The following is a 13,991-nucleotide window of genomic DNA, read 5'->3' as shown; positions in this document are numbered from 1 at the left end:
AAAAAAGAAAACCGCTACAAGAATAACCTTGCAACGGCTTTGTGAGTATTAATTAAACTAATCTAAAATCTGTATCGCTATCTTAGGACTAGTCACTTACTCAGGATAGACTTTCCAAGTTTTGGAAACTTGGGAAGTCTTTTTTATGACTGCAATGGGAGTGAACCAATGTTGGCAAGGAGCCGAGCATTTATCGGCTCCCTCTATCACTAGTAATCAAACTGCTACCGTTGCACGATCAGCTTCTGGGAATAAGATTCTTTTCCCTTCGTAAACCGAACGATATATATTCCATTTGGGAGTTTGGAAATATCCAGTGTTTCATCCGTCCGGTGTTGCAGCTTCAAACAACTTAATCCTGTTTGATCCACCACCTCTAAATTGAAGCCAACCAATGGTTTTGTTGATTTAAATCTTACCGTTGAAGCCGCAGGATTAGGATAAATGGTGACTGCGTTAGTCGTTGTCTTCACTGGATAAATGGTTAATCCATATTTACTTTTGATGATTTTATCCTGAGCCTCTGCTTGAAATGCAAAAAGACTAAATAATAGGATTGCGCCTGATATGATCTTCTTCATGGTTTCGGCTTTTTGGTTGAAAAGATGTATTCAAAATCAAAATCAATGCTGCATCCCACCCATCTGCCGCCGAACACGCCTGATTGTGGTATCAAATCTAAAAGTGGCATCTTCTTGCCCTGAACGGCTGGCAAAGCATCATATAAAAGCAGAGCAAAATCACACGTTGGGCTTGCGGCATAACTGTCGTCTTTCCCATTGAGGTCTGTAATTTCAAGATGAAAGTGGTACAGAGCTGTGTCCTCTGGCAAATCTCCATTAACTTTCGTCTGTAAAATATCTTCTGGAATAAATACTACCCCCAGTCCATTCACGGCGCAATTCCACTCTCTGGAATAGCCTTTGTCACTTGTCACAGTAACTTTGTAGGAATAAGAATACGTATCCGCAAATTCCCCGTCCTTGACATCGACTGTGAAGCCCAATTGAGGATAAAAAACATCCCCTGAGCCTTGGTCCGGGTCATTCGGATCGTTTGGATCCCCAGGCTCCGCTTCATCTTCATCAGGATCATACTCTTTAATTTCTTTCCCATTCTTCTTTTCATCCGGCGCATTACCCGTCCGGAAATGGGCGAAAGTATAGGTTTCCGGAAAGTGTGTTGCTGTCGGCGTTTTGGTCATCGCTGGAGCATCCCAGGTGTAATCTGTGTTTACTTCCAAATTGGTGATTGTTATGCTGTTACCAAAAACTTCTTTTTCGAACACAATCACATTATCCTTCCATAATCTAAAAAGGTGTCCAGCCGGAGCCCACTGTTCGTACCAGGAGAATTCTGCCTTATGGTTATCCACAGTTTGCGCACCGTCAGAAGGGTATTTAAGATTTGTCTTAGCTGGTCGTATCCAGTAAAATGACAAGGGAGAATATGGACCAACAATCCACTCCCCTTTTTCGTCTTTCGCTTTTGCTCTTACCTTCCACCGAAAACCTCCCTTTATTTTTGAAGGAACATTACCAACATCTCTTAGAACACTTAATTCGGAAGTAGAGCCATTAGGATCGTCTTTAATAGGATCTTCTACAAAGTCAACAGAATAGTCGTATTCTTCTGCCCCTGCAATTGGCGACCATGCAAAAACTTCCTTGGGTGTCGATACTCCATAATTGAAGACGGCATCATTAATGGGCGAAAGCAATGCAGGAGCAGGAATTAAGGAATAGTCAACCACGAAAGTGGAAAAGTATTTTTTTCCAAACTCTTTTTCAGTAATGAATGGTGGTGTGGCCTCCTTGTATGGCTCGAACGCCCATGTATATACTTTGCCATCCGAGATGTCGGGTAGTTTTAAATTTTCATGGTCGTACAGCACTTGCGGCAGTTCCCTGTCGTTTTTCTTATCCTGGATGTGGTAGCGGTAACCACTTGCGCCGGGCGCTTCGTCAGCAGAAAGTAAAATGTCTTGACCAAACGGAGGGACATGTTCACCATTAGCGGGAGCAGGTGGAACCAGCAATGGCGATTCAGGCAGGTCAGTCTGGAATGACATTAGATCAGTCCATGTGCCGAAAATGTCAGTTTCAGTCAGTCCGGTTTGCACAAATTTCTTCAGCCCCTTGTCCCAGGTAACGCCCTCTTCTGATCCAAGCTTATGAGTTGCAGTGATTTGCCAGCTATAATCGCGTTCCTTAGCCAGTGCAAGCTCTTTGGCTTCTGCCTCATCACTGGTCGCTTCAACAGGAACATCCTGCACAGGCACTTTGCCTGTTAAATCCGTTACCCTCAGAACATAACCGGCCGCGCCAGGTGTCGCCTCCCACTCAAAGACGCTTTTCCAGGCGGTGAGCTTATCATGTTCCAGCGGAGCGATTGGTTTAGTAGTAATTGGAGCAACTGTTACTTGTAAGATGGGGCTCCAATTGTTTACCATCATTTCAAGGGCACGACATTCCAGATTCCCGCCCAATGAGCTCGCACAACCCGGCCCGCCAGCGGCATAAAGCCTGCTTCGAACATAAAAGGTCCCTTCTTCTAAAAAGAATTTGGCTGTGTTTGTGCGCTTACCCGGGTCTTTTTCATCGATGTAAGGAAGCAGAACCTCGGTTGTATGCTGAAAGGCGCGGTAAACCGGTGACACCAGATCATTGAATGCTACATCTTTGGAAACTTCGAACAGGCGATATGCAATTTTGTCGGGGAAGTATTCTTCGGAACGGAATTGTGCATTAAATGGATCCACAATTTTAACTTCGTTACCATCAGCATCAACGGCCCATAATTTAGGTTGGGGAAGAAATTCTTTGCCAATCACACAGGTAAGTGCGTCATTACATTTCTTCCATGTTCCTGATGTTTCTTTATAACCGTGAAATAAAATTGAAGATTGAATGGCGGCTACCACATCGTCGAAAGTTGGGTTTGAGGGAAGGAAATATTGGAAAGCAGCAAACATGATCTTTTCCGGAACACCATCTTCAAGACCGGTAAAAAAGCGAGTTTGCCCATTTTCATTAGTAAAGCCAGTAAGCGGGGTTCCCTTGGAGATCAAATAATAAAATTGTGTCCAGACTCCTGCCATTTCATCTGGATTCGCAACGTCCCAACCCTTTCCATTATAAAAATTTAATTGCCCTTTTGATTTTGGGTTAAAGAAACTGCGTAAGTAATTGCCGTCTCCGAAAAGATCTGACCCGATAGTCCATAGTGCTTCATCACCTTTGGATAATCGATATTCATTGCTGATCTCTAAGCCGAAAATATCCATTAAAGCTTTGCGAATAGCTATTGATTCTTTTGATTCGGGCAGTTGAACACTTTTCACCGTGTTATAAATCCCGGCGAAGTAATTTCCTGCAATCTGATCCAAGGTCATTTTAGCGGGATCTGAATCAGATTTGATTTGAGCAAGATATGCTCCTGGGATAAAATTAGGACTCGGAGAGCCTATAAGGTGTTCAATAAATTTACTGGTGCCCTTAAGCCCTATAAAATTAAACTTTTTAGCAAAATGGTCCACGCTTGCTCTAATACCATGATTGAGACTGACAATTGATTTAGACAGCGATACATTATTATCAATAGTATAAATACCATCGTTATCTAGATCAATTGCATAATAGGGAGCATCGGGACTTATTGGGTTAAAAACTTCCGTAAGTATTAAAACATCAACATCCTGACAATCCGCAATCCAATGAACTTGTTTACCCTGGGGGTCATTGTCAAGACTTGCAACTTGTACGCTAATTGGAACCAGGCCATTCCAACCTTGCGCAAGCGTATTTGGCCCTACAACGCAATCTGCATTATCGAAACCCCATCCGTCACCAATCCCGGCTGCCTTAAAGGCATTTTGAATTTGTTGGTAAACGTGCGAACCATCCGCATATCCCATTTCCTCTGCCATCTCAAGCATTGCGACGCGAACATCAGGGAATGTTGACGACCATGAAAGTTTTTCTGTAAAAGTCCGGAAAAAGAGTTTTAGCGACAGTTCATAAGTTGCCGCTGGATTATTAGGAATAAGTGGTAATACGATGAAAGTCCCTTTCGCCGGGTTTTGATCAATGTAACCTGTTTCACCAACATTCATGCGAAAAAATATCTTATTAAGAACCATCCCATTAGCGTGGGGGTCATAACCAACGTCACCTGGTTTTTTCCAAAACAGGCCCTTATAGCATTCAGGCATTGACCAAAGATGCGGTGAGTTTGTAAAATTCCTCTCGCTGTCCAGTCCTTGCTCTTGTATAATAAAGCTCCAATCCGGATTTGCAAAACCTGCACTCGGGTCATTCAGTACTGCAGAATAATTCTTTAAGGCGCCCCCAATAACGTCTGCAAATCCTTCCCCCAAAGAATAACTTTCTTCATTACCCTGACCGTTGCCCCATGCCCAAAGCCAAATAAGGTGCGTGGATTCATGTCCTATTACGTCCCTGCTTAACTGCGGATTAGTAAGCCCTTGTCCAACATTGTATGCTACAATTGGTGGGCTAACCTGCACCACCGCCGAGGGATAAGAAGTGGAAACTATGTTTGTAACAGTCTGTAGGCCGTCTTTGTCAGCCCCTTTCCATCCAAACAAATTATATGTCATTCGGTGGAACTCCTGCGTATGCGCTAGCACACTAATTCCGAACAGACTCGGATGAGGATGTGTAAAATTGCCGGATAGTGTATTTAAATGCGGCATTGTGTTAAATGGCCCGTTTTGACCTGGTGCACTCACTGGCGACGCGAACGGATAAAGTACCTTATCAATGCCATTGTCGGGATTTATTCCTTCGCCAACAACCTCCACATTGCCATACAATCCCAGTGCCTCGTTTTTGAAAGAACACAATGCTACTGAGGTAGAGGCCGGATCGTTTGGATCTCTGAGATATTTGGTTGCATACAGCGGGACAGATTTGTGATAATTCGTCTTCCCGGCAGGTATCAGATAATGTGAGGGTGCGTACATCGTTCCTATCGGCCCCAGCTTTTCATTTGGAAGATAGTAAGGCTGTGCGTAGCCGATGGAATGAAGTAAAACCATGACCAGCATTGAAAGAAACTTATGCAGCAAGGCGGGACGACCGCATTTTTTGCGAACGATAATGTAGAAATGGGGCATAGAAACGGGCTAAATGATTGAAAAACTGACTTACGCTATTGCTTTGCGTTCAAAAACAAAGGATAGAATAAGCCAGTTAGTATGACGAATCAATTGAGCCTGCGGTCTACATGAGCTATTCTAAGGAAAGACACATGTCTTACAGTTATCGCTAATCTTTTGATAGCGGCGGCAACAGCTCCAACGGCCTAGCCGGCGTTGGAAAAGCGATATTATGTTCATCAAAAACCTTCTTGATCGCCTTCATTGCCACACTTTTGGCTGGGCCTGGGGCGATTTTGGTTTGATCGATCCAAAATAACACTTCGAAATCGATGCTTTTTTCGCTGAACCGGATGAAGTTTAGTTCAAACTGTTTCTTTTGGTCTAAAAAAGGAAGGGATTTTATGACGGAAAGCACGAGGTCTTCCACGAGGAAGAGATCGTCTTTATAACCAATGCTGCATTCGAGCTGCACTCTCCTATCCCCTGAATGCGTGAAGTTTACGATTGGTTTTTGAAATATATCTTTGCTCGGCAGCTCTACCAGCTGACCCGCAAAATTGTCCAGCTTCACCGACCGTAATCCTATCGAAAGCACTTTGCCCGTAAAACCATTGGTTTCAATGACATCACCTACTTTGATAGGCCTTTGAATGGCAATGAAAGCGCCTGATATAAAGTTGGTTGTAAGATCCTGGAAAGCGAAACCAAGCGCCAATGCAAGCACGCCGGCTCCGGCTAGCAATGATGTAACCGTTTTATCCAATCCTAAAACACCTAGTGCGAAAAACAAGCCAGTTGTAACAATCGCAATGCGCGTTAATGCAGAAATTAGACTTACCAACGCGATATTTTGCGATGCCCTGCCAAGGACTTTTTCCATAAACCGACTTCCGTAACGCGCCAAAAAACGGAAAACAACAAGAATTAGAATGGCAATGATCAGATTTGGAACAAAGCGAATGCTTTCATCAAACCACTTATCGAGTTTGACGGCAATAGGACTTGCTATCTTTGAAATTTGTGCGAATATCATGTCGGGCATTTTGACGCAAATAAAGTTAAATATGCCCTAATTCATACGCAAAAGGCCGGAGAATTCCATTTCTCCGGCCTTTTTTGCCTAACTAAAAACCAATAAAAATTACAATCTGGATAATAATTCCTGCTTTTTAGCTTTAAATTCCTCCTCAGTAATTTGTCCTTTTTCAAACAATACATTGACTTTTTCAATGGTTGCGATAATGATGTCTTGCGGGCTGCGATCAGTCGGGCTGCGGTCAGTCGGGCTGTAATGAGTTCCGGTGTGATCATTACTGCTGTCGTCCTCTGCCAAGCCATGATCGGAAGAGCTTTTATAAGATGCGCCATGACCCAAATCCGCATTGGAAGTCACGTCATAGGCAATTTCCGGTGTTGGCTGCGTTTGTGCACTCGGCTCGGATACTAATTCGAGGCTTCCCAAATCAACGGGGCCATCCTGGCTTGTGAACTTATATGAACTTCCAGAACCCTGCTGCTGCGACACGCCCGTTATTTTATGGTGCTTAGTGTCATAAATTGCCCTTTTGCCGTTTTCGTCAATGATTAGTCGGCTTACGCGGCCAAAATAAGCGTAACGAAAATTGTTCTGCGAACCACTCGACGTTGGGTTTCCAAAAGCCGATGGCCACGAGCTGCTCACATTGCCATTGCTGGTTGAGAGTTTGCTTTCCGAATGCCGCTCAGACGACTCATCGCCCAATTCTTCATACAAAACCTGGCGGGTGACAAGCTCGGACAATTCATTGCAAAGGTTATTAACCTTGGTTTTAAGTGAATTATTAAACATATCGCCAACCATTGTCATTCCACCTTTCATCCACTGCCCTGAACCGCCAAGCTCGGCGATATCGAATTGCGCCATTGTGCCACGGCCATTTAAAACAGCCTTCAAAAGTGATTCAACCGTTTCTGTTCTAACATTATATTTTGCAGCAATGTCTTGAACATGTTGTCTGCCTTTGCTTGTCAATGCTTTCATATTTCTTGTCTTTTTTCGTCTGTGCCACAAAAATGGTGCCATTATGCCGACAATGGTGGGCACAGATTACATCTCGCTAGCAATGGTGCTGTTTACAATTGAAAAACATTCCATTTCAACTGACCAATAAGTGATCCGCAATGTGTACGTCCACGCCGAAGGATCATTGAGATTTACCACTTGCACATTAGATTCCTGCTGTTTGCTTACGTGAGGATAAGTTTGATCCACTTAAATTTTTTTTTAACAAAAACACAAACAGCATGAAATTACTTCACAATGCCCCTGCAATTACAAAGGCAATTGTCCTTGCCGCAATGATGAGCGCTTGTCAAAATGAAAAAGACGCAATTGTATCTCCTGACCATTCTTTAGAACAGGTAACAGATTCAAATGCTAAAACAGCTGTTAAATATCTCATTAAAGACGGTGGAACGAAACTCACCTATTCCGGAGTTAGAAATCAATTGGTAAAGGAATTAGACGGCTTCGGATATCTCAAAGAGTACACTTACAGCGGTAACCAAATTATTTGTGACCTGAAAAAGAATGGGGTTACGATAAACAAAAATTTCATTACCTATACGCTAAATGCAAAAGGGCAATGTGTACAAAGTGTGCATACCGCTACAGATAAAGTTATCGCTGGAACATATATTTATGTATACAATGAATTGAACCAGCTTACCTTAGTTTACCACAAAACGCTTCCTAAGCTTCGCCAAGTACTCGAATACGAACAAGATGGCGACAACAGCCTTCAAGGTAAGTCACTAAGCAAGATCACATTCTACGATCAATACGATGAAAAGGAAAAAGAGATCATTTTTAAACATGCAAATGGCAAGTTCGTAGTCCAAAGCAATGCTAATGGCAATGTTTACGAAACTGCACTGGAAAGCAATCCTCTGAACCCCGTAGGGATTGCAGAGGCAAATAGCAAATATTTGCCAATATTCGGCAAATTCAGTAGATATGTCCTAAGACAAACCATTCATAAAAACTTTACAGGTCAAATTATCTATCCTTACCCAGTTTTCAATTATAGCTTAACCGCAAAAACTTTGGGGGAAGAAATATCGACATATGATTTTATAACGAAAGATGATTTTGGCCAAGTAGTATCCAAGGTTGAAAGGAAATATTCCACCACTCCGCAAGTGGTTATGGTAGGCTTGTAATATTAATTGCTCCAAATAAAATCAGCCTGGCAGTATTAATTGCAAGGCTGATTTTGTTTTCGCCGGAGACTCAATGAAGCCCACCGCTTAACCATTACATTTTATTCAAAAGCCATTCAGCTATAAGTTTGAATCAGTTAAAATCAATTTAATTACAAAACATGAACAGTATGAAATTTTTTAAGAATGCACTCGCTATTACAAAAGTGATCCTTGCGGCTGGATTGCTTGCATCTTGCCAAAATGAGAAAGATGCGGATATAAGTCCGGTTACAGAGCAAGCTGAGAAACCTAATAATCAAAAAGCAAATGTTGCCTTTTTTTACAAAAGATTGGTAAATGATGGCACGGTCAAGCTGGAATATTCAGGGCCAAATAAGATAATTAGCAAAGAATATCATCCGAGTAAAAGCAAATTTATTGGGTACAACTATACTGTCACTAACCAAATCACAGCCGTAAAGTACAATACTGCTAGTCAAAAGTTGATTGAAACATCAGTTTATAGTTTAAATGCGGAAGGGAAGTGTTCCGAAAGCAAACACTATGATCCCTATATGCCAGACATTGCTGTGGTATTTCGGTACCAATATAACTCAAATGGGCAACTGGAAAAGGTGTATCGCAAAGACAGTCCTAATTTGCGACAGGAGTTTACTTATATCGGAAACAATCTCGAAAAAGTTAAATTCTTCGACAATAAAAACACATTGGTTAAGCAACTAACCTATTACTATTATTACAGCCTGAAAGATAATTCAAAACTCAACCCTACATTTTTAGCTAACGGGCAGGGCAAGTATCTTCCCATTTTTGGGAGTTTCAGCATTAATTTGGTTCAAAAGGTTAACGAAACCACTTTTAAATATGAGCCTTTTAATACTTCAACTATTTATCACGTGTTCAAATACAAGCACTATAAAGATGGAGACTTCAACGATGGAGAAATAAAAACAGTCGAAGAAATAATAGGTGGAACTACAATATTGACAGAAAGAAAATACACAGCACTTGGTATATTATAATTAGCGGCAATTACATTTAAAACAAAGAAGAACCCCAGACAGCATCCGGGGTTCTTCTGCATCACAACCTAAATAAATAATTGGCTGATCTTTATAACGCTGAGTAGAATATTAAAGCTGTTCCTTTACATTTCCTGTGATGCGGTCCAATTCAATTTTTGAGGATAAATAGTCAAAAACGGCTTCCAGATAATTGGACTTGGCGGAGGTTAGCGCAAATTCGGAATCGATTAATTCCAGTCTCGACGCGACCCCTTTTTCGTATCTGTATTTTGTGATGGAATAACTTAGCTCTGCCGTTTCAGAGACGTTTTGCTGGGTTTTGATTCTTTCAGAAGTTTCGACCAAACTCGCTAAAACTTGCTTAACTTCTGTTTTTAATTGTTCTTGGGCGTTGTTGTAAATTACATCGGCTTGTTGTCTTTCGATTTTGCCTAATGCAATGCGGTTTACGTTTTGGTTTCCACTAAAAATTGGGATAGAGAACTGAACGCCTGCAAAGAAAACGGGCGGGTAAGCAGCATTACCGAAACGGAATTGATTGGTTTGCGTCTGAATTTGATATTGACTAATGAAACTCACAACCGGCAAGCGCGAGGATCTGTACAAATCGATTTCCTTGTCGTTGATTTCTTTGTTCAATGTCAAAATTTGTAAATCCGGGCGCTGCTGAACGGACAATTTGTAAGTTCCCTCCTCTCCCGGAATAGCATCGCCAGGGCTCAATTCCAGCGAATCGGAGAGCACGAAGTCTGTGCTGGAAATGTCGCCGAGCAAGTTGCGGAGCTGTTGTTGACTGATTTGCAAAGCATATGTAAGTCTCAAAACATCCGGTTCGAGGTTTTTGACAGATGTGTATGCGCGTAATGTGTCCACACGCAAAGCACGGCCTTGCGCCAACAGCGACCGCGAATCATTCAATGCTTTTTGATTTCTGACAATGCTTTCCTTTTGCAATTTTAACCGCTCATTCAGAACAAGCAGTTGAACGTAATTTTGTTTAACCTGCGCTACAACATCCACTTCACGCTGACGAAATGAAAGCTGGCTTTGTTTTTCGAGTAGTTTCCTCCGCTCAATTTCATGCCTGGCTCCGGAATTATAAATAGGCTGAACCAATGAAATTTGCACAGCACCAATGTCTTCGCCACCAAAACGAGCATAGCCAATTTTCTCAGAATTGCTCGTATTTCCATTCAGTCCGAAGAAGACTGGTTTTTGAAAATAATGCTGAAACTGGCCTGTCAGACTAATGTTGGGCATCAACAAACCGCGTGTAATGGCGGTCTGTTGTTTGGCTTTGTAAATGTTGATCGAATCAATCCGCAAATCGCGGTTATGGCTCTGTGCCAGCTCAATGGCTTTTTGCAGAGACAGCGTTTGTGTCTGCGCAAAGGTTAGCAACGGACTCAGCAGCAATGCAATAGCAAACCGGCTAGTCAACCTTTTATATGGATTAATAATTAAGTTTTTCATGATTGAAATGTGGTGTTAATGTTCCCGATGGATCAATGTGTTTGCAGCAAAGCTTCTTGCTCAATCGCTGTATGGCCATCTTCTTTGCGCTTTTTATGCGGTCTCGACAGATAAGAATAAATCGATGGGATCACATAAAGGGTCAAAACCCCAGCGAAGATCAAGCCCCCCACAACCACGATCCCCAATGACTGCCGACTTCCGGATGCCGTTCCGAGCGATAATGCAATAGGCAATGTTCCGAAGATCATGGCCAATGTTGTCATCAGAATTGGTCGGAACCTGGATACAGCTGCTATTTTCGCCGCCTCGAATGTGGATACACCCGATTCTTTGCTTTGATTGGCAAACTCGACGATCAAGATCCCGTTTTTAGTGATCAAACCGATGAGCATAATGATGCCTATCTGACTGAAAATGTTGACCGTTTGGGCTGTGAACCACAAGCTTAGCAATGCACCGGTCAGTGCCATTGGAACAGTTAACAGGATAATGAACGGATCAACAAGACTTTCAAATTGCGCCGCCAGCACGAGATAAATCAGGATAATGGCGAAGATGAATGCGAAGATCAAGCTTGAACTACTTTCTGAATAATCGCGGCTTTGCCCTGCCAATGCTGTGCTGAATCCTTTTGGAAGTGCTTTTGCCGTAATTTGATCCAGTTCAGAAATGGCTTCTCCCAAACTGACGCCTGCCGCCGGAGTTGCAGAAATGGTTGCACTGTAATTCTGGTTGTAACGATAGATTGCCGGTGGACTAATGCCTTCATTTTGCTTGGTCAGGTTGTCCAACGAAACCATTTCGCCACTTCCCGACTTCAAATACAATGATTTAAGATCATAAGGCGCCGACCTATCTTCCCGGTCCAACTGACCAATCACTTCATATTGGCGGTCATTGTGGATGAAATAGCCGTATCTTCTGCTGCTCAATGCAAGTTGCAATGTCTGCCCAATGGCCTGTGTTGAAATGCCCAATTGTGCTGCCCGCTGGCGGTCAATGCTGATGCTGATTTCGGGGCGATTGATCTTGAAATCGGCGTCCGCAAAAACCAGTTTTTTGTTCGCACTAACATCGCCCATCAACTTCGGCATTACATCGATCAGTTCTTTCAAACCCGGTGCTTGCACCACATACTGAACAGGTTGCGTATTTCCATAACCACCGATTGTAGGCAGCTGAATCGGAATAATAAGCACATTCCGGAACCGCTGCGAAGCCCCAACGAGTTTCATGAAAATCTGCGCTTGCGTCAATCCACTTTTGCGGTCTTTTGGCTCTTTTAGGAAAATCCATTGAAAACCGCCATTGACCGGTTGGGTTAATGTTCCGCCTGCTGCCGCTATGGCCGTATAAGTCCTTTCCATATTCAAATCCGGGATCGAATCACTTACGAAATTCCCTATCTCCTTCATACTCTGCTCCATACTTTCAAACGAAGTGCCCTCGGGAGCCATTACAGCAAGCCCAACCATCGACCTGTCTTCCAGCGGCGCAAGTTCGGATGGCAGTTTCGGTGCAAGCCAAAAAGCAACACCAAATGAAACCAAAAGCAGCACAATGCCCAACCAACGCACTTTCATAAACGCCGATAATGATCGGGCATAAGCATCGTTCATGGCCACAAACCAGGGCTCTGTTTTCTTGTAAAGCCAGTTATGCGACGTGCTTGGTTTAAGCAAGTAAGCACTCATCATGGGTGTCAGCGTAAGCGCGACAAAGGCAGAAACCGTCACGGAACCAGCCACGACAATGGCAAATTCTTTAAATAACCGGCCTGTCAAACCGCCCAAAAACAGGATTGGCAGAAATACGGCGACTAGCGTAATGGTTGTAGAAATTACCGCAAAATAAATCTCATTGGACCCTTCTCTTGCCGCCTGAATGGGCGACATCCCCTCTTCGACTTTACTATATATGTTTTCCAAAACAATAATCGCGTCATCGACGACAAGCCCGATTGCTAAAACCAGCCCCAACAGCGTCAGAACGTTGATTGAGAAGTCAGCAATGTACATGATGAAGAAGGCCGAGACGATGGACACGGGGATCGCCAAAAGTGGGATCAATGTACTTCGCCAGTCCCGCAAGAACACAAATATGATCAGCGAAACCAATGCGAAGGCGAGCAACAATGTCTCTTCAACTTCTGATAATGAGTTTCTTACGGGAACTGTAAAGTCTTTACCAAGGGCGATTTCGTATTCTTTCGGAGCTGTTTTTTTAATTTCTTCAAAACGTTTTTTAAACTCATCCACAATCGCCAGCGAGTTAGCGCCTCGTTGCGGACTTACACCCGTCCCTACGCCATATTCAGCTGTTTTTCCATTGTAAATGATCATTGCCGTCCGCTCGTTCTGCGATGACATTACAGCCTCTCCAATGTCCTTGAAGCGAACAATTGCGCCATTGCTTTCGCGCAGGATCATGTTGTTAAAATCGTCTTCCGTAACCAGCCTTCCCTGGGTTCTGAGCGTAACTTCGGTGTTTTCACCCTCAATCCGCCCGCTTGGTAAATCTACATTTTCGCGTTGCAATGCGGTCTGGATATCGGTTGGCGTCAGGCCATAAGAAGCGAGTTTTACCGGATCCATTCTCAAACGCATTGCGCGTTTTCTTCCTGCATAAGAATCCACCAGCCGCACGCCAGGGATGGATTGAAGGCGTTCTTTAATGTTGATATTGACAAAATCCGTTACATCTTCCAATGTTTTCGTCTTGCTCTGAACGGTTAGGAACACCAGAAAATCGGCGGGACCGGCTTTCTCAACAATGGTTGGTTCAATGTCCGTAGGCAACTGCTGACGCGATTTTGAAACTTTATCCCGAACATCATTCGCAGCTGCTTCCAGATCTGCATTCAATTCAAATTCAACGGTGATAATACTCACCTGCTCACGCGAAGTGGATGATACTGAACGAATTCCGTTTGCTTCGGCAATGGCTTCCTCCAATGGTTTTGTAACCTGAGAGGCAATGATGTCGGCGCTTGCTCCGGGATAAACCGTGGTTACCATGACGATGGGCGAATCTGTAACGGGATATTCCCGCGTTCCCAAAAATGTGTAACCGACGATCCCGAAAAGTATAAGCAGTACGGACATTACCCCGGCCAAAACAGGCCGGGAAATACTTACTTGTGAAATAGCACTCATGACTAA

9 protein-coding genes are annotated in these 13,991 nt (G+C 43.2%); 2 read left to right on the top strand and 7 right to left on the bottom strand.

What is annotated here, in order from left to right; all coding sequences use genetic code 11:
• Positions 1-224: 224 nt before the first annotated feature.
• The 5 genes from LZG73_RS21920 to LZG73_RS21900 all read right to left on the bottom strand — a co-directional run bounded on the left by LZG73_RS21920 (position 225) and on the right by LZG73_RS21900 (position 7,376).
• The gene (locus LZG73_RS21920; RefSeq protein WP_233854542.1) at positions 225-581 is read right to left on the bottom strand and encodes a T9SS type A sorting domain-containing protein; all 357 of its coding nucleotides are present in this window, start codon (positions 579-581) and stop codon (positions 225-227) included.
• Positions 578-5,140: a M4 family metallopeptidase gene (locus tag LZG73_RS21915; protein WP_233854541.1), complete on the bottom strand. Its 4,563-nt coding sequence runs from the start codon at positions 5,138-5,140 to the stop codon at positions 578-580. Before LZG73_RS21915 ends, LZG73_RS21920 begins: the two co-directional genes overlap by 4 nt.
• A gap of 151 nt (positions 5,141-5,291) precedes the next feature.
• The gene (locus LZG73_RS21910; protein WP_233854540.1) at positions 5,292-6,158 is read right to left on the bottom strand and encodes a mechanosensitive ion channel family protein; all 867 of its coding nucleotides are present in this window, start codon (positions 6,156-6,158) and stop codon (positions 5,292-5,294) included.
• 108 nt (positions 6,159-6,266) lie between these two features.
• On the bottom strand, positions 6,267-7,145 hold the full coding sequence (locus tag LZG73_RS21905) for an SHOCT domain-containing protein (protein ID WP_233854539.1): 879 nt from the start codon (positions 7,143-7,145) through the stop codon (positions 6,267-6,269).
• Between the two features lie 66 nt (positions 7,146-7,211).
• Positions 7,212-7,376 carry a hypothetical protein gene (locus tag LZG73_RS21900; protein ID WP_233854537.1) on the bottom strand — a complete coding sequence of 55 codons (165 nt, stop codon included), beginning with the start codon at positions 7,374-7,376 and terminating at the stop codon, positions 7,212-7,214.
• A 32-nt stretch (positions 7,377-7,408) separates the two neighbouring features.
• Between LZG73_RS21900 and LZG73_RS21895 the strand changes: the two genes are divergently transcribed.
• Both LZG73_RS21895 and LZG73_RS21890 read left to right on the top strand, forming a co-directional pair.
• Positions 7,409-8,326, top strand: a complete 918-nt coding sequence (locus LZG73_RS21895; RefSeq protein WP_233854535.1) for a hypothetical protein — start codon at positions 7,409-7,411, stop codon at positions 8,324-8,326.
• Between the two features lie 170 nt (positions 8,327-8,496).
• Complete coding sequence (locus tag LZG73_RS21890) at positions 8,497-9,351, top strand: hypothetical protein (RefSeq protein WP_233854533.1); 855 nt, start codon at positions 8,497-8,499, stop codon at positions 9,349-9,351.
• 111 nt (positions 9,352-9,462) lie between these two features.
• On the opposite strand, the gene LZG73_RS21885 is transcribed toward LZG73_RS21890, so the two are convergent.
• Both LZG73_RS21885 and LZG73_RS21880 read right to left on the bottom strand, forming a co-directional pair.
• Positions 9,463-10,827 (bottom strand): TolC family protein, encoded by a 1,365-nt coding sequence (locus LZG73_RS21885; protein ID WP_233854531.1) that lies wholly within the window; start codon positions 10,825-10,827, stop codon positions 9,463-9,465.
• 32 nt (positions 10,828-10,859) lie between these two features.
• Positions 10,860-13,985 (bottom strand): efflux RND transporter permease subunit, encoded by a 3,126-nt coding sequence (locus LZG73_RS21880; protein ID WP_233854529.1) that lies wholly within the window; start codon positions 13,983-13,985, stop codon positions 10,860-10,862.
• Positions 13,986-13,991 lie beyond the last annotated feature (6 nt).

It is taken from the genome of Dyadobacter sp. CY326, from assembly GCF_021390515.1.
GTDB lineage: Bacteria > Bacteroidota > Bacteroidia > Cytophagales > Spirosomataceae > Dyadobacter.
The sequence above is the reverse complement of the archived record's forward strand: the minus strand, read 5'-3'. Positions and strand labels throughout refer to the sequence as shown.